The organism is Chitinophaga sp. (assembly GCF_039596155.1).
In the GTDB taxonomy this organism is placed as follows: domain Bacteria; phylum Bacteroidota; class Bacteroidia; order Chitinophagales; family Chitinophagaceae; genus Chitinophaga.
This window is the reverse complement of the sequence record NZ_JBCNKF010000004.1, coordinates 1-17,791: the sequence shown is the minus strand read 5'-3', so window position 1 is coordinate 17,791 and position 17,791 is coordinate 1. Positions and strand designations below refer to the sequence as shown.

The 17,791-nt window shown below is 46.6% G+C and carries 10 protein-coding genes; 8 read left to right on the top strand and 2 right to left on the bottom strand.

All coding sequences use genetic code 11. The annotated features are described in order from the left end of the window. Nucleotides 1-150 precede the first annotated feature (150 nt). The 5 genes from ABDW33_RS05030 (at nucleotide 151) to ABDW33_RS05010 (ending at nucleotide 8,876) form a co-directional block, all read left to right on the top strand. A complete protein-coding gene (locus ABDW33_RS05030; protein ID WP_343688969.1) occupies nucleotides 151-1,575 on the top strand; it encodes a glycogen/starch synthase in 1,425 nt (474 codons plus the stop codon). Nucleotides 1,576-1,660: 85 nt separating this feature from the next. After that, nucleotides 1,661-2,932 carry a glucose-1-phosphate adenylyltransferase gene (locus ABDW33_RS05025; RefSeq protein ID WP_343688968.1) on the top strand — a complete coding sequence of 424 codons (1,272 nt, stop codon included), beginning with the start codon at nucleotides 1,661-1,663 and terminating at the stop codon, nucleotides 2,930-2,932. Nucleotides 2,933-3,442: 510 nt separating this feature from the next. Beyond that, nucleotides 3,443-4,477, top strand: a complete 1,035-nt coding sequence (locus tag ABDW33_RS05020) for an efflux RND transporter periplasmic adaptor subunit (RefSeq protein ID WP_343688967.1) — start codon at nucleotides 3,443-3,445, stop codon at nucleotides 4,475-4,477. Nucleotides 4,478-4,498: 21 nt separating this feature from the next. Continuing rightward, on the top strand, nucleotides 4,499-7,564 hold the full coding sequence (locus ABDW33_RS05015) for an efflux RND transporter permease subunit (protein ID WP_343688966.1): 3,066 nt from the start codon (nucleotides 4,499-4,501) through the stop codon (nucleotides 7,562-7,564). A 10-nt stretch (nucleotides 7,565-7,574) separates the two neighbouring features. Continuing rightward, nucleotides 7,575-8,876, top strand: a complete 1,302-nt coding sequence (locus tag ABDW33_RS05010) for a TolC family protein (RefSeq protein ID WP_343688965.1) — start codon at nucleotides 7,575-7,577, stop codon at nucleotides 8,874-8,876. Here ABDW33_RS05010 and ABDW33_RS05005 read toward each other — a convergent pair. Continuing rightward, nucleotides 8,863-9,021, bottom strand: a complete 159-nt coding sequence (locus ABDW33_RS05005) for a hypothetical protein (RefSeq protein WP_343688964.1) — start codon at nucleotides 9,019-9,021, stop codon at nucleotides 8,863-8,865. The genes ABDW33_RS05010 and ABDW33_RS05005 overlap by 14 nt on opposite strands. 23 nt (nucleotides 9,022-9,044) lie before the next feature. Here ABDW33_RS05005 and bshC point away from each other — a divergent pair, with 23 nt between their 5' ends. Then, entirely contained in the window at nucleotides 9,045-10,640 is a 1,596-nt protein-coding gene (gene bshC, locus ABDW33_RS05000) for a bacillithiol biosynthesis cysteine-adding enzyme BshC (protein WP_343688963.1), read from the top strand. Between the two features lie 57 nt (nucleotides 10,641-10,697). Here the strand turns inward: bshC and ABDW33_RS04995 are convergent, their stop codons facing one another. Then, nucleotides 10,698-12,923, bottom strand: a complete 2,226-nt coding sequence (locus tag ABDW33_RS04995; protein WP_343688962.1) for an FUSC family membrane protein — start codon at nucleotides 12,921-12,923, stop codon at nucleotides 10,698-10,700. Between the two features lie 322 nt (nucleotides 12,924-13,245). Between ABDW33_RS04995 and smc the strand changes: the two genes are divergently transcribed. Both smc and ABDW33_RS04985 read left to right on the top strand, forming a co-directional pair. Continuing rightward, nucleotides 13,246-16,836 (top strand): chromosome segregation protein SMC, encoded by a 3,591-nt coding sequence (gene smc / locus ABDW33_RS04990; RefSeq protein WP_343688961.1) that lies wholly within the window; start codon nucleotides 13,246-13,248, stop codon nucleotides 16,834-16,836. 372 nt (nucleotides 16,837-17,208) lie between these two features. Beyond that, the gene (locus tag ABDW33_RS04985) at nucleotides 17,209-17,604 is read left to right on the top strand and encodes a DUF4259 domain-containing protein (protein ID WP_343688960.1); all 396 of its coding nucleotides are present in this window, start codon (nucleotides 17,209-17,211) and stop codon (nucleotides 17,602-17,604) included. Nucleotides 17,605-17,791 lie beyond the last annotated feature (187 nt).

Below are 17,791 nucleotides of genomic sequence, written 5' to 3'. Positions count from 1 at the left end.
CAAGCCGGGCAGGAGCGGCTTTGCGGGCAGCAGGCTGTACCAGTGGCGACTGTGCAAATAATATAAAGAAAGTTTGGATATTCCTTTGCAATATCCTTTTTCCAAGCTAATTTGATTATATACAAGAGCTTTATTTATTAACTGACAAGCATGGAAATTTTACACGTTAGCGCGGAATGTTATCCGGTAGCGAAAGTAGGAGGATTAGCAGACGTCGTAGGTGCACTCCCTAAATACCAGCACAATCTGGGTTGTGTTGCCAAGGTAGTGATGCCCGCCTATAAATCCCGCTTTTTTGAGAACAACGAATTTGAACTCGTTCACCAGGGAGGTACCTGGGTCGGGTTCAATTGGTACCACGTCAACGTGTTCCGCGAAAAGAACAATGTACTGGGCTTTGACCTGTACCTGTTGGATATTCCGGGGTTGCTGGACCAGGAAAGCGTCTACGGTCACTGGAATGATATGGAGCGTTTCCTGGCATTTCAGATCGCTGTACTGGATTGGCTGAATGAATGGCAACATCATCCTGATGTTGTGCATTGTCACGACTATCATACAGGTTTTATCCCCTTTATGATGACACATGCTTACAAGTATGAGCGGCTGCGGAACATTGCTTCGGTATTAACTATTCACAATGCAGAGTACCAGGGGCAATTCGGCTGGGATCAGCTTTACCGCTTACCGGGCTTTGACCTCTGGAAGGCAGGACTGGTAGGATGGAACAATGCAGTGAACCCGCTGGCAGCAGCCATCAAATGTGCATGGAGAGTAACCACCGTGTCTCCGGGATACCTGGAAGAGATGTATAACGGCGCAAACGGACTGGAAAGTCTGCTACGAAGCGAGCGTCGCAAGTGTAAAGGTATCCTGAACGGTATTGACAACAAAGTATGGGATCCTGCTACAGACCCTATGTTACCCTTTCACTATGACGAAACTTCCTTTGTAAGTGGGAAAAAAGAAATAAAGCGCCAGTTGTGCGAGGAATTTGGCTTCAATCCCGAATTACCATTGATCTCCTTCATTGGCCGTTTGGTAGGCGAGAAAGGCGCCGACCTGTTACCAGATATTATCGGACGTTCTTTGTATGAGCAGCAGAATCAGCTCAACTTCCTTGTATTAGGCAGCGGGGAGTCACATACAGAATGGCGGTTGCACCAGACAAAAGTAGCTACCGGACCTAATTTCAATGTACAGTATGGGTATAATGAAGGCTTGTCTCACCGCATATATGCAGGGAGTGACTTCCTGTTAATGCCCAGCAGAGTAGAGCCTTGTGGGTTAAATCAGTTGTATGCTTTGCGCTACGGAACAATACCCATTGTGCGTAGTGTAGGCGGGTTAAAAGATACGGTGAAGGACTTCGGAGAACCTGGCGGTTTTGGCATCCGCTTTATACAGGCCGAGGCCTGGGATGCCTGTCAGGCCATCGCGCGGGCTGTGGAGCTGTACAGCGATGCGCAGACGTTGCAGGAGATCCAGGAATATATCATGCAGATAGACCACTCCTGGGACAGTGCAGCTGCGGAATATGTAAAATTATACGAATCAATAGTAATCAGACCTTAATTGGCACGGAACTTTCCACGTAGTTTGTAAACGGGACTTTCCATTATAGTAATCATTATTTCAACGAAACAAAAGAATAGAATATATGTCTAACGCAGTTATCTCCCTTATCTTAGGAGGCGGTTCCGGAACCCGTCTTTATCCGCTCACCCGCAAACGCTCGAAACCCGCGGTGCCGGTAGCTGGTAAATATAGATTGGTGGATATTCCCATCTCCAATTGTTTGAATGCGGATATGAACCGCATCTTTGTACTGACCCAGTTTAACTCCGCTTCACTGAACAAGCATATTAAGAACACATATCACTTCAGTCACTTCAGTAAGGCTTTCGTAGATATTCTGGCGGCAGAACAAACCCCCGACAACCCCACCTGGTACCAGGGAACAGCCGATGCAGTACGTCAGTGTCTGCATCATATAGAGAACTATGAGTACGACTATGTACTCATTTTGTCCGGCGACCAGCTGTACCAGATGGATTTCAGGGAGATGCTGCAACATCATATTGAGTCTCAGGCAGCCGTAACGATCGGAACCATCCCGGTAACGGCGAAAGATGCTTCTGATTTTGGGATCCTCAAGACCGACGACAGAGGATTGATCACTTCCTTCACAGAAAAGCCTAAACAGGATGTACTGGCGCCATGGGCTTCTCCTGTAAGTGATGAAATGCATGCAGCCGGAAGAGAATACCTGGCAAGTATGGGTATTTACATTTTCAGCAGACAAACTTTATATGACCTGCTGAAAGGTCAGGCAGCTGCAACAGACTTTGGTAAAGAAATCATTCCTTACGCGATCAATGCTGATCTGAAGGTAATGAGTTATCAATATACCGGTTACTGGACAGATATCGGAAATATCAGTTCATTCTGGGAGGCCAACCTGTCCCTGACAGACGATATTCCCCAGTTCAATTTATTCGATGAAGGCAAAACAATCTATTCACGTGCCCGTATGCTGCCGCCCGCCAAAATGAGCGGTACATTTAAGAAGACCATCATTGCAGATGGTACCATTATTACCGATAGTACACTGGAACGCTGCGTGGTAGGTATCCGTGCACGTATTGGTAAGGGCTCGGTGATTACCAATAGTTATATCATGGGTAGTGATTTCTACCAGACACTGGAAGACCTGGCAAGAGCGAAAGCAAAAGGACATCCGCCAATGGGGATTGGAGACAACTGCGTGATCAACAATGCGATCATCGATAAGAATGTAAGTATTGGGAATAATGTAAAGATTAATGTGGGAGAGACATTGCCAGACGGAGAGCACGAATTGTATACAGTGAAGGACGGAATTGTGGTGATAAAGAACGGAATGGTGCTGCCAGATGGTTTTGAGATCTAAGACTGAACAGACCATGCAAATGAATTTTTGCATGCTTCCTTAAGCCTGTATAGGCCACTAAAAAAAATCGATTTTACCACAGGTGAAATCGATTTTTTTTTGCCCGCTTCTCCCCGTTGGTTACTTTTTGTAATGGCCTTTTGAACTTCTGAAAATCTCATTACAAACGGTCAGAAATACTGTTGAATTTCATTTTAAAACTGACAGGCGGTTTTGGATTTGTGTCTTCGTAAATCCTTTCCAGTAAAGGGTTTACGGGCTGTGGAATGTAAATAATTAAATGCTGATAACAGCGTTAAATACTGTTAAAATTCCGGCTTGTTTTACCGTGTTTTACGGCCCTTTCATCTCTGCTTTTTAATTAATCACCGACATATTTTGCCTGTTGGCCGACATATCATCAACCTACTTCGCCCCGCATCTACATTTGTTTTTTAGGTTCTCAACAAAAAATCAATTTTGATGGTCTTGCTGGATCAAAGGGCAATGCATATAACCGGACTCTGTTGTATGCTCTTATTATCGGTCGCCTGCCATGACAAAAAGAAAAAAGAGGATGCAAAATCTCAGGGCAATCAACCCACCATTGTGGATGTGATCATTGCTGACACGCGAAGTGTGAGCAATAACATTGAATCAAACGGGACGATCGTACCTAATGAGTTTGCCGAACTTCACCCGGAAATCAGCGGCAGGATCACCTTCCTGAATGTGCCCGAAGGCACTATCGTGGAAAAAGGTACCCTTATTGCCCGGATCAATGACGCCGACCTGCAGGCGCAGCTGCAGAAGTCCAGAGTCCTGCTGGACCTCTATCAAAAAACTGAAGAACGCGACCGCAAACTCCTGGATATAAACGGTATCAATCAGGCCGATTACGACCTGGCACTGAACAATGTGAATGGTACAAAAGCGGATATTGCCTATACCCAGGCCCAGATAGATAAGGCGGCCATCCGTGCCCCATTCACCGGAACTATCGGTCTTCGCCAGGTGAGCATCGGAGCATATGCTACGCCGTCCACCCTGATCGCGACCATACAGTCGCCCGATAAAATGAGGGTCGACTTCCTGCTGCCTGAAAACTATGCACATAATATTAAAAAAGGAGAAGTAGTGGATGTGGTAAGTGATGCGGGTAATGGCACCCACAAGCAGGCGACCGTAATTGCGATGGAACCACAGGTGAGCCAGACCAGCCGCAATGTAAAAGTACGTGCCTTGCTCGCTGATGGTAAAGGCCGCCCAGGTGCATTTGTAAAAGTGTACTTCAATGCCGGGGCAGCCGCAAAAGCGATTATGGTGCCTACCAATGCCCTCATCCCAAATGATAAGAATAACCAGGTAATCCTTGTCAAAGGCGGCAAGGCGCATCTTTCTACTGTGCAAACCGGGGTGCGCGAGGCCAATAATGTGGAGATTACCAGCGGCATTGCTGTCGGTGATACAGTCGTAGTTACCGGCGTGCTCTTTGCCCGACCGGACGCCCCTGTGAAGGTCAGGAAAGTGAAGACACTGGAACAACTCGTAGCTGCACAGCAATAATCACCCAACGGAAATCGACAAATGAATATTTCAGAACTATCATTGAAGCGGCCTGTCCTTGCGACAGTGATGAACCTCCTGATTATACTGTTTGGGGTAATTGGCTACTATTTCCTGGCAGTAAGAGATTATCCTGCCATCGATCCACCTATTATTACAGTAACGACTGCTTATACAGGTGCGAATCCGGATATCATAGAAAGCCAGATATCCGAACCCCTGGAGAAGCAGATCAACGGGATTCCTGGTATACGTACCATTTCTTCCAATAGTTCCCTAGGTAGCAGCGTGATCACGGTGGAATTCAACCTGGGAATCGATCTTGAAGCTGCTGCGAGCGATGTGCGTGACAAAGTAAGCCAGGCGACCAAAAGTCTGCCATTGGATATTGATGCACCTCCCGTCGTGACCAAAGCGGATGCAAACAGTGATCCGATACTCATCCTGGCGGTGCAAAGCCGTAGTAAATCGCTCATGGAACTGAGTGACTATGTCGACAACGTATTGCAACAGCAATTACAGACGATCGACCAGGTCAGCTCTGTTTCCATCTTTGGCGATAAGAGTTATGCAATGCGTCTCTGGCTGAATGAGGCAAAGATGGATGCCTATAATGTAGCGTTTAATGATATCAGTACGGCATTGAGCAATGAGAACGTGCAGTTGCCCGCAGGTAAGGTGTACGGGAATAATACTGAGCTAACGATCAATGCCCTTGGCCGGCTTACTACAGAGAAGGATTTCCGGGATCTTATCCTGCGCGAAGATAGTACAGGTATTGTGCGGCTGGGCGATGTAGCCCGCGTAGAACTTGGACCGCAGATAGAAGAACAGGGTTGGAAATACAATGGAGTGAACGCGGTAGGGGTAGCAATCATTCCTCAACCAGGTGCGAATAATATTGCGATAGCCGATGAGTTTAAGAAGCGTATGGAGGCAATCAAAGCTTCCAATAAGGACGATATTGAATTCAGTGTGCTGGTAGATAATACCCGGAACATCAGGCAATCACTTGCAGAAGTAAAAGAAACACTCATCATTGCATTTGCACTGGTGGTATTGGTGATCTTCTTCTTCTTCAGGAACTGGCTCATTGCCATACGCCCCCTGATCGATATACCTATCTCACTGATCGCTACTTTCTTTGTTGTGTACCTGGCCGGGTTTACGATTAACATATTGACCCTGCTCGGAATTGTATTGGCTACAGGCCTTGTAGTGGATGACGGGATTGTGGTCACAGAGAATATCTTTCGAAAACTGGAGCAGGGCATGAGCATCCGTACGGCAGCATTGGAAGGTAGTAAAGAGATCTTCTTCGCAGTGATTTCAACTTCATTGACACTGGCGGTTGTATTTATGCCGGTGATCTTCCTGCAGGGGTTTGTGGGCAGATTGTTCCGTGAGTTTGGTGTAGTACTGGCTACGGCTGTATTGATCTCTGCATTTGTATCACTGACTATCACGCCGGTGTTAAATGTATACCTGAACAGGAAAGATGCCGGCCACGGTAAGTTTTACGAAAAGACAGAACCATTCTTCCAGGGTATGGAGAATGGATACAAGCGATGGCTGGAAGCATTTATGAGGATCCGCTGGACCGCATGGCTGATCATTCTCGCATGTTTCGGTATGATCCTGATCATCCTGAAAAATATTCAAAGTGAGATTGCCCCACTGGAAGACAGAAGCAGTATCCGTATGACAGTAAGCCTGCCGGAAGGTACAAGTTATAGCTACACCCAGGCTGTGAGTGATAAGATTGCGAATTACCTTTACGACTCAGTTCCAGAAAGGGCATTTGTATTTGCAAGAACACCTGCAGGGTCTGTGATCAACAGTTCCCAGCCACGTATCGGACTGGTGCCTCCTGAAGAAAGAGAGCGCAGCCAATCGGAAATTGCGAATGACCTGAATAAGAAATTGAAGCGCTTCAATGATGCCCGCATCTTTACAATACAGGAACAGACGATTGCTGTAGGATCCGGTTCTAAAACAAGTTTACCCATACAGTTCATTCTGCAGAATCAGGATCTGACTAAACTGAAAAATACCATTCCGTTATTCCTGGATGAAGCCCGGAAAGACAAGACGTTCTCAAATGTAGACGTAGATCTGAAGTTTACGAAACCTACACTGGAAGTGACGTTCGATCGTATGAAGATCAAGGACCTTGGCTTGTCTACGAATGACGTCATTTCTGCCATGCAGGCTGCATTCAGCGGTGGTCGCCTGGCGTATTTTATCATGAATGGCTACCAGTATTATGTAATTGCACAATTGGAAAGGACTGAGCGAAATGAACCGGCCGATATCAGTCATATTTATGTGCGCAATGCAAGTGGCGATAAGATACCACTGGATGCGGTGGTAAAAGTAGAGACCAGTACGAGCCCGGCTACATTGTATCACTTTAACCGTTTCAAGAGTGCAACCATCTCAGCGTCGCTGGCGCCGGGGTATACGATTGGAGACGGCATCAAAGCAATGCAGGCAATTGCGGATCGATTACTGGATCCCACATTCCACACTGCGTTATCTGGTTCCAGTCGTGACTATGCAGAGAGTTCTTCCAATATCGTATTTGCATTTTTGCTGGCACTGGTGCTGATTTACCTGGTACTTGCTGCGCAGTTTGAAAGCTTCATAGATCCATTTACCATTATTATGACAGTACCGCTGGCACTGGGCGGAGCGCTGTTGAGCCTGTGGATCTTTGGCCAGACATTGAACATCTTCTCAGAGATCGGTATGATCATGTTGATTGGGTTGGTAACGAAGAATGGAATTCTGATCGTAGAATTTACGAACCAAAAGCGGGAGATGGGTATGAACAAGCATGATGCAGTGGTAGAAGCGGCTTCGCAGCGTTTACGCCCGATCCTGATGACGTCTTTGGCAACTGCGCTAGGTGCCTTACCGCTGGCATTGAGCCTGGGGGCTGCGTCTACAAGTCGTGTACCGTTGGGTATCGTAGTTGTGGGGGGGATTATGTTTTCACTGATATTGACACTGTTCGTGATACCGGCTGTATATACTTACGTGAGTGGCAAGCATAAGGCACATATACCGGATGTGGCGGAATAAAATAAATAGCATGAAAAGATTCATAATATACCTGATATTTTGTTTACTTCCGGGGTGGCTGCCTGCGCAACAACTCTCGCTGAAGGATGCGGTCAGTATTGCCCTGAATAAGAACTTAGGCATTAAGATCGCGGAGAATAATGTGAAGATTGCAAAGACAAATAATAACTACGGAATAGCAGGAGGGATGCCGGTGGTAAGTGCTTCCGGCTCGGATGTGGAGCAGTTAACGAGCCTGGAGCAGAAGTATGCGAATCCTGCGAATAACAAGTCGAGTAACAATGCGCGTTCCAACCAGCTCTCTGCAAGTTTTGGTGCTACCGTGCCTATCTACAACGGTAGCAGGGTGGCAAATGCAGCTAAAAGGCTGGACGTGACGGAGTCGATGAGTAACGACTATCTCAGGTCAAGGGCGGCGTTCATTACTTACAATGTAATGATCAAATACTATGACATTATCCGGCAGGAGAGCTATGCGGCCACCCTGGAACGTTCGCTTGAGGTATCCCGCCAGAAGCTGGATATTGTGAAGGCGCAGCAGAGCGTGGGCGTGGCGAATAATGCAGATCTCTTTCAGGCACAGGTGGACCTCAATACGCAGGTACAGAATTTACAGGCACAACAACTCGTGATAGACCAGGCCAAAACCGATCTGCTGACAGTGCTGACATTGAAGCAGGACTCTCTTATCGTGATAAAGGATACCATCATCGTGGCGACAGATTTGCAGCTGGCGCCCATTCTTCAGTCAATGGAGCAGCATCCGGATCTGATCGCCGCAGGCAAGCAGGTGCAGGTGGACCAATACCTGGAAAAGGAAACGGCGGCTTACAGGTATCCATCCCTGAGTGGCAACGGAGGGTATAATTTCAACTATACGAGGAATAGTGAGGGATTCTCTTTGTTGAACCAGAACTATGGTCCTTATGTAGGAGTGGGGTTGAGTATTCCTATCTTTAACGGGTCAGTATATAAGCGCAGGCAGGAAATTGCGGGGATCAATACGGCCAATGATAAGTTGATCCGGGACACACTGGGTATGAATTATACCGGGAATATCGTAAAGAGCTGGCAGGCTTATAATAATAACTTACAACAGCTGCAGACTGCGAAGGATAACTATGACCTGTCCGGCAAACTACTCGATCTTGTTTTGCAGCGGTTCCAGTTAAAGCAGGCGACGATCATAGACGTTAAGACCGCACAGCAAAGCTTTGAAAATGCCGGTTACCTCCTGATAAATGTAAGTTTCGCGGCAAAATCTGCGGAGATCCGGTTGAAGTACTACGGAAATCAACTTAGCCAGCCTTAAATGATGTCATTAATATGCCGGTAGGAACCGGTCCGGCTACAAAGGCGCTTTTGCTGAAGGTAAAAGCGCCTTTGTCGTATACATTAAATTTACCACTCATGAAATTAACCCCTTCTTTTCCGCCTTTTCCCCTAAATTCGTGCATTCAAAAGATCATTTGAGTGTAGTATGGAGCAACCTGTAAGCAATATAACGTATAGTCAGACGGGGTATTTCAATCAACTGGTGATAGACTTTCTGGCAGATCATCCGCATCTGCGTTCTTTTTACAAATATTCTTCCTTATCCCCTGATTTTGAAGCTGCTATCAAGGCGAAAAAATCCCATCCACAAAATCGTGGGGTATTAGTCTCCGCTTTGCAGGAGCAGTATCAGGGCCTTCAGATCACAGATCACGTCAAGAATAATATTTCCAGCCTGGGCGAGGCGAACACTTTTACGGTGACCACCGCTCATCAGCCTAATATTTTTACCGGCTACCTGTATTTTGTATATAAGATTTTGCAGGCTGTCAAGCTTGCGGGGCAGTTACAAGACAGGTATCCGCAGTATAAATTCGTTCCGGTTTATTACATGGGCAGTGAAGATGCTGACCTGGAGGAACTGGGCCATGTATATATCGGGGGCAGGAATATCAACTGGGCGACTTCCCAGCAGGGAGCTGTGGGGCGTATGCAGCCGGAAGGCTTTACGGAGCTCTTTGCCACCATTGAGTCTGCCCTTGGTTACGGACCACATGCTGCCGAGCTCATGGCCATGATGAAAAAGGCATACCTGGAGCATGAAAATATCCAGGAGGCCACTTTATACCTTGTAAATGAATTGTTTGGCCGGTTTGGCCTGGTCGTACTTGTGCCAGACAGCCCTGCGCTGAAACGACTGTACATTCCGGTAATGCGGGATGAACTGCTGCACCAGCATTCACATAAAATTGTAAATGAGACGCTTTCCCGGCTTTCTCAACACTATAAAGCGCAGGCGAATCCAAGGGAGATCAACCTGTTTTACCTTACAGCGACCGCCCGTGAGCGCATTGTACAGATAGGAAATACATGGAAGGTGCTGCACATGCCTGTGGAGTTTACCCGGGATTCACTGGAGAAAGAATTGCAGGAGCATCCGGAGCGGTTCAGTCCAAATGTGATCCTGAGAGGACTTTTCCAGGAGACGATTTTGCCGAATATCGCCTTTATTGGCGGAGGTGGTGAGATTGCGTATTGGTTAGAGTTGCAGGATCTGTTTGCACATTACCAGGTGCCATTCCCGGTGTTGTTACTGCGCAATTCGTTCCTGCTCGCAGATATGTCTTCCATCGCCAGGTTGGAGAAACTGGGCCTGGACATGGCAGACCTGTTCAGGGATGCGGAATCACTGGTGAACGACTTTGTACAAAAGCATACCAATGCTGCACTGGTACTCAAAGATGAATATGCTGCCATCGACAAGCTCTTTGACGAACTGTCCCTGAAAGCAGAAGATATAGACATTACTTTGGTAAAATCGGTAGAATCAGAACGAGCGAAAGCTATCAAGGCGATCGGCAAACTGGAACACAAATTCCTTCGCGCTGAAAAACGTAAGTTCGCATGGCAAACCGACCAGATCCGGGTGCTGAAACAACGGCTTTTCCCTGCCAATAGCCTCCAGGAACGCAAAGAAAACTTTATGCCCTGGTACATTCAGCAGGGGCCGGCTTTCTTTGACCTGATTCTGGAACATCTGGAACCTGTATCGGACCAGTTTGGGATTATTTATACGGACTAATCAGCCAATTTGCATGCAGGTAAAAAGCCGCATTTACGGAACGTAAATGCGGCTTTATTATTCCAGCATTTTCTTCATATCTTTCAGCAATGACATCACGGCGTGCAGCTGATCCCTTACCTGCTTTACTTCCAGTATCTCCTGCCTCAAATCTGTATCCCCCTGTCCATTATTCACCTCTTCCTGCCGTTTCTGATACATGGCTTCCAGTTTCATATCCAGCGTTTCAAACGCTTCCAGGTTGGCAGGTGGGGAGGAAGGTTTCTCGCCTGGCTTTTCCAGCATCTCTGTTATACAGGTAAAATAAGCCTGTAAATTATGACTGAGTAACCTGTACTCCGGCTGCGGGAACCGCACGCCATTATGGGTAGTACCGTAATTGGCCAACGCCGCAATATGTGAGATAATTGAATTATTTACAACTACAAAATGATATACCAGCGATCCGTTTGTCTGCTTACTTTTTGGCTCAGAGAGCATACGCTGGAACGCGGACATCAGGTTGGCGGCATTCACATTTGAATCCTTCCTGGCCAGTTTATAATCATTTACCATAAATGGATCCTGCGTATACATATGCATCACCTGCTCAAAATATTTCGCATTGCTTTTTACCATTTTAACCATATGACTGGGCAGCGTATTCTTCTCCCAGCTAGGCCACAGCAGCAAGTTTGCAAAGAATGCAATGGTACCACCAATGGCAGTATCCAATACCCTTAATCCTACATTATAGAAATGCGCCGGATGTAAAAAGTGCAACAGGAAAATAACAAAGGGAGTAACGAAGAAGACACTCAATGTATACTGGTGCGTCATAAAACTATACGCCCCCAGGATACAAATCAGCATGGCTATGAAGATCACCGTATTATTGCCAGTGATGAACAGGATGCCTGCAGCAAATAAAGCCCCTGCCACCGTACCATATATTCGCTGATAACTACGTGCTTTGGTAATACTAAAACCTGGTTTCAGGATTACCACGATCGTAAGCAGGATCCAGTAGATCCTGTCCAGGTGCAGGATTTGCCCGATCACATAGCCAGTCACTGCTGCCAGGCTCACTCTCAGTGCATGCCGGAAGATATGTGATTGAAATGTAAGGTTGTTAAAGAAGGTCTCCGCGTCATACTGGCCATGGTTCGTAAAACTTGACAACTGTAATCTTGGATCAATGATCTCATCTTTTACCCTTTCTAACCTGGTCAGGCGGTGCAGGTTATAGATCCGCTGTGCCATGTCTGACAGGTTATGAAGAATATTGGAAAGAACGAGTAGGCGGGTCCTTTCTTTGACGGTAGGTAAAGTTTTCCGGATCTCATCGACGGCTTTCTGCACTTTTACGATCTCGTACCTCAGGTTCGCCTTTGGCAGGGAGCGTTGGCCGGTGGCGACGGCTTCGCCTATGATCTTCAGTTCTCCGGTAAATTCGAGGATGAGGGTATGGAATTTATCGAGAATCCCTGCATTGTCAAATGAGTCATGCAGGGCATGATAGTCAGTCTGTGCGGCCATGATCTGTTCCTGCAGATCTACCATGTCGAGGAAAATTAAAACCAGTGCCTTATTAATACTGGTAGTACCTTCCTGGTGGGAACGTCTTTTCAGAAGCAATTCGCGCACTGCTTCCTGTTTTTCACTCACCACCACCTGCTGTGCGAGAACATCTTTATAGATTTCCTCGATCTTATCACCGGCGCCGGGTTCGTAGAAGCGCGCCCTTGCCAGCAGGTAATCGGCTGTCTCAGTAATACATTCAGACAGCATTTGCTGAACGCTGAGGTAGGGGCGGATCTGCCACAGCAGCAGGGCCAGGAGCCCGTACCATACCGAGCCCAATAGGATATAGAAACTGTGAATGAAGGCTTCCTGAACGGGCACGGCCTTTTCACCAAGAATGGAGACCATCACCAGCATACAGGCAATCCCTATATTTCCCCCTCTGTTGCCATAGACCAGCAACATGGCATTCATAAAACAACAGGCGAGTATATAAAAGGTCATCAATACCGGGTATGGCATTATGAGAGAGGTGGTAATCGCCGTAAACCAGATGAAACCGATGGCAATGAGGGTACCATTTCGCTTATGGATAGCGGTTCCCGGAACGTCCGAGAGGGCAGTGGCAAGGGCACCAAGAGAAATGACGATGCCCAGCGGGAGGTTGCCCAGCATTGAACAGACTACAGAGGGCACGACCACACTGATGGTAGTACGCAAACCGGTACTAAAATGATAGCTGTAGATGAAATTCCTGACTTCCTGGATCCAGTGCCGCATGTAGAAAATTAATATTTACAAAGATATGAATTCAAATATTATACCCATGTAGGTTCGCGTCAATCCCTGAACAGTCGCTTATTTTAAATTTTTCATAAGATAGAAAAAATCCCTAATTTGTGCGCCCTGTTAGTCCATACCATATCGGCTAACCCAGCATTATATTCATCTAAAGCAATGATCTTCAGCAACCTGTCTGAAATTTATACACAACTGTGTATAATTAAATTTCCCCCGACATGTCTATCTATAATAAATTACTGCTTTCTTTGAAAAATAATGACTCGGAACATAATTGTGCTGTGAATGGTTAAATCTGATCATGCAAATCAGAGAAATCATAGTTATCTTTGACGGCTTAAAAAAACAAAGAGGAGCAATTGTGCGTTTAAAAACATTAGAAATCAAAGGCTTCAAAAGTTTTGCTGACAAGACTGTCTTACACTTTGACGAAGGTGTAACCGGGGTGATAGGCCCCAACGGCTGCGGCAAAAGTAATATTATCGACTCCATCCGATGGGTTATCGGTGAGCATAAGATCTCCAATCTCCGCTCCGAAAACCAATCAGGCCTGGTGTTCAACGGCTCCAAAACCCGCTCTGCCAGCGGGATGGCTGAAGTAAGCCTCACGTTCGAGAATACCCGCAATGTACTCCCTACTGAGTTTACAACCGTCACTATCACCCGTAAGTTCTACAAAAACGGCGATTCTGAATACCGCCTTAATGACGTAGCCTGCCGACTCAAAGACATCCATAACCTTTTCATGGACACTGGCGTCAGCACCGATTCCTACGCCATCATTGAGCTCGGGATGGTAGATGATATCATCAAAGATAAAGAGAACTCCCGCCGCCGGATGCTTGAGCAGGCAGCCGGGATTTCCATCTACAAGACCCGTAAAAAGGAAGCCAAAACGAAGCTGGATGCGACCGAAGGTGACCTGAACCGCATTGAGGACCTGTTGTTCGAAATCAATAACAACCTCAAAACCCTCGAAGCGCAGGCCCGCAAAGCAGAACGCTTCTACGAGATCAAGAAAGAATACCGCGAAGTATCCATAGAACTGGCTAAAGCTGCCCTCGAAGGCTTTAATGTTGAATTTAAAGACCTTACCGACCAGCAACAAGCCGAATCAGACAAGAAACTGGCACTGGAAGCAGACATCACCAAAGATGAAGCCTCCGTTGAAGAAGATAAACTCCACTTCATTGCCAAAGAACGCGAACTGTCGGTTTTACAGAAATCCTTCAACGAACTCGTTGCCACCATCCGTACCAAGGAAAACGACAAGAACCTCGCCACGCAGCAACTCACTTACTTAAAAGAAAGAGAACGCAATATCAGCTCGTTCCTCGCTAATGCCGAAGGGCAGCTGCAGGGTCTCACCGATTCCATCGCCTTTACTGAAAACCAGGTGACTGAAGAACAGGAAGTGTTTGACTCCCTCCAGGATCAACTGGAAGGCCTGCAGGACATGGTGGATGAGAAAAAGGAATCTTTCAACCAGAAGAAACTGGCCCTCGAAAACCTCCGCCGCGATCAGCAACAATGGCAACGCCAGCAGTTCGAAGCGGAGAAAAAAGTGGCCGTAGCTGATACTTCTGTACAGAACCTCCAGCGTAGTATCCAGCAACTGCAGGAAGAAAAGGCGAATCGCCAGGTGCAAATCACGCAGCTGGAAGAAGAGAAGGCCGCGCTGCAGGATACCCTGCTGGATAGTAAAGCCGATCTGGAAGACATGATTGCCTTCCAGGAAGAGACGAAAGGCAAAATTCTCGCCACACAGGGCGAAATCGAAGGACTTCGCGACAAGCTGGTAGATGAAAACCGTACCCTCGATCAGAAAAAGAACGAGTACGACCTGCTCAAATCCCTGGTAGATAGCCTGGAAGGTTACCCCGACAGTATCAAATTCCTCAAGAAAAATACCGACTGGAACAATAAAGCGCCCATCCTGAGCGATATCTTCTTCTGTCGTGAAGACTACCGCACCTGTGTAGAGAACCTGCTCGAACCTTACCTTAACTATTACGTAGTCAACAACGCAGCCGAAGCCATTCAGGCGATCAACCTCCTCGATGAGAACAAAAAAGGTAAAGCCAACTTCTTTATCCTGGATCAGTTCAATCATCAGGGCGGACAGCTATTTACCCCACCCGGTACCATTCCGGCACTGGATGTGGTAGAGATTGACGAGCGTTATAAAGGGCTGGGCAATTACCTGCTGGGTAAAGTATTTATCTCCGGGAATGTGAGCGGGATAGAATGGGATCAACTCTCTGATCAGGATATACTCGTGATTGAAAAGAGTGGACGCATCGTACGTGGTAAATACAATATGAGCGGTGGTAGCGTCGGTGCTTTCGAAGGAAAGAAACTTGGCCGTGCCAAGAACCTGGAGAAACTGGATGAAGAGATCCGGGCCCTGGAAACTATCGTGGCTACCCTGCGCGAACAGATCCAGGAAAAACACAACCAGGTACTGGGCTTCAACACCCAGCTGAATGAAAATAAGATCAATCAGCAACGTGAGAAGATCAACCAGCTGAATAACCAGGTATTTGGCCTGCAGAACAGGATAGAGAACTTCCGTCACCTCATCGAATCAGGCGAAAAGCGTCTTGCAGAAATGCAGCAATCCCTGGAGCAGAACCAGGAAAGCATTGCGGGTGTCAGGGAAGAACTGGAAGATCTGAATGAAAAGGTACACGCCCTGCATGACAACATTGTGAATGCAGAACGTGCTGCCAGTGATGCCGAAGCACAGTTCAACCAGGCAAACGTACAGTTCAATAACCAGAACTTACAGCAAACCCGCCAGCAATCCAAAGTGGCGGCATTGCGCCAGGAACTGGATTTCAAACGTAAACAACTGACCGATCTGCACAATCAGATCACCAGCAATAAATCTCAGCTGGAAGACGCAGTCGCGAATATCGCTGCTGCCGAAGACAAACTGGGGGCTGCCGAAGACGGTCTCGTGGACCTCTTCCGCCGCAAAGAAGAAGAAGAGAAAGAACTGAATGAGAAAGATCAGGAGTATTATAACTTCCGTAATCAGTTGCAGGAAAAGGAAAGTAGCCTCCGCGTGCGGCAGCGTGCAAGGGAGGAACTGGACCGCCAGCTGACCGTGATCAAAGACAAGGTGAACGAACTGAAGCTGCAACTGGCGTCAATGAAGGAACGCTTAAGTGTGGAATTCAAGGTGAACCTTGACGAAATCATCGACGAGGTACGTAGTTCTACATTGCCGGCAGACGAATTGCAGGGGAGTGCGGAACGCCTGAAGAAACGCCTGGAGAACATGGGTGAGATCAACCCGACTGCTATTGAGGCCTACCAGGAGATGAAGAAACGTTATGAGTTCATTCTGGAACAAAAGAATGACCTTGTGACAGCGAAAGAGTCGCTGATGGCAACCATCCAGGAAGTAGAGGCGACAGCAAACCAGAAGTTCCTGGAAACCTTTAACCAGGTGAAGGAAAACTTTGTCAGGGTATTCAAGGCGTTGTTTACAGAAGAGGACCAGTGTGATATGATATTGAGTGATCCGGAAAACCTGGCAGACACAGGAATTGAGATCATAGCCAAGCCGAAGGGTAAGCGTCCGGCAGCCATCACGCAGTTAAGCGGGGGAGAGAAGACGCTGACAGCAACCGCGTTGTTGTTTGCCATCTACCTGATCAAACCAGCACCATTCTGTATATTGGACGAGGTGGACGCGCCACTGGATGATGCGAACGTCGGGAAGTTTACGAATATGATCCGTAAGTTTTCTGATAACTCACAGTTTATTATCGTAACACACAATAAGCAAACGATGGCCGCAGTGGATGTGATTTACGGGGTGACGATGCAGGAGCCGGGCGTGAGTAAGCTGGTACCAGTGGATTTCAGAAGTTTGAATTAGAGGGTACAGCGGATTGAGCTAATTAGAAGAAAGGAAATTTGTCTTTATCTGAAAGAGGAATGAATTGCGGTCATAGAAAGAGAGCTGAGAATTGAAGGTGGTTGAAGGAAGCGTAAATGAGGGTAGTTGGAAAAGATAGGTGTATTTTGGACATTTACAGGAAGAATGAACAGCGGTAGTTTGGATAGAAATGTTTGGCCGGGATGTAGAGAATAATAAAATCTATCAATCTGGACTAAAATTTGATGACCAGAACTCTTTGCCAGATTTCATGTGCTTAACTAACTTTTAATTTATACTAAGCAGCATGAACTTTTAGATTTCAGATCTCTGAAGTAACTTTACGCAACCAAACAAAAAACTTACATAGCTATGGGCACATGGGGTACCAGAAATTTTGAAAATGATGGTTCACTAGACTGGGTATTTGAAATGATTGATGCGAAGGACGGAGGCTTGATTGCTGATACCTTGCAGTTTTCATTGAACAAAGACGGTCTCCTCGACACTTCTGAATGCGAAGACGCATTGGCAGCAGCAGAAACAGTAGCCGCACTGACAGGTAAACCCAGTGAAGATTATCCTGAAACTCCACTGGAAAAGCTGGATTCGTTAAACGTTCTGGCTACACTGGCACTGAGGAAACTGGCGATTTCTGTGGTTGAAAAGATCAAGCTGAATTCTGAAATGAAACAGACGTTCACAGACAGTGGTGAGGTGGAAGCCTGGTTTACAGTACAGGATGAGCTGATCAGAAGACTTAGCTAATTTATACCTGTAGATACCTGATTGAAAGCCTTCCGGTCTAAGAACCAGAAGGCTTTATCTATTTGCGTTTGTATTAAATAAAGAAGAGGGTGTCTCATAAATAAATGAGGCACCCTCTTTTATTTGTATAAAAAAATGTATTGTTAATCAATATTTTATTAACTCTTCCTATATTTAAATATGGCAA

Excerpts from the sequence above, each read along its gene's own strand:
- ABDW33_RS05020 (WP_343688967.1), top strand. The coding sequence starts at position 3,443 with ATGCTCTTATTATCGGTCGCCTGCCATGACAAAAAGAAAAAAGAGGAT.
- ABDW33_RS05010 (WP_343688965.1), top strand. The coding sequence starts at position 7,575 with ATGAAAAGATTCATAATATACCTGATATTTTGTTTACTTCCGGGGTGG.
- smc (WP_343688961.1), top strand. The coding sequence starts at position 13,246 with ATGCAAATCAGAGAAATCATAGTTATCTTTGACGGCTTAAAAAAACAA.
- ABDW33_RS04985 (WP_343688960.1), top strand. The coding sequence starts at position 17,209 with ATGGGCACATGGGGTACCAGAAATTTTGAAAATGATGGTTCACTAGAC.
- ABDW33_RS04995 (WP_343688962.1), bottom strand. The coding sequence starts at position 12,923 with ATGCGGCACTGGATCCAGGAAGTCAGGAATTTCATCTACAGCTATCAT.
- ABDW33_RS05030 (WP_343688969.1), top strand. The coding sequence starts at position 151 with ATGGAAATTTTACACGTTAGCGCGGAATGTTATCCGGTAGCGAAAGTA.
- ABDW33_RS05015 (WP_343688966.1), top strand. The coding sequence starts at position 4,499 with ATGAATATTTCAGAACTATCATTGAAGCGGCCTGTCCTTGCGACAGTG.
- bshC (WP_343688963.1), top strand. The coding sequence starts at position 9,045 with ATGGAGCAACCTGTAAGCAATATAACGTATAGTCAGACGGGGTATTTC.
- ABDW33_RS05025 (WP_343688968.1), top strand. The coding sequence starts at position 1,661 with ATGTCTAACGCAGTTATCTCCCTTATCTTAGGAGGCGGTTCCGGAACC.
- ABDW33_RS05005 (WP_343688964.1), bottom strand. The coding sequence starts at position 9,021 with ATGCACGAATTTAGGGGAAAAGGCGGAAAAGAAGGGGTTAATTTCATG.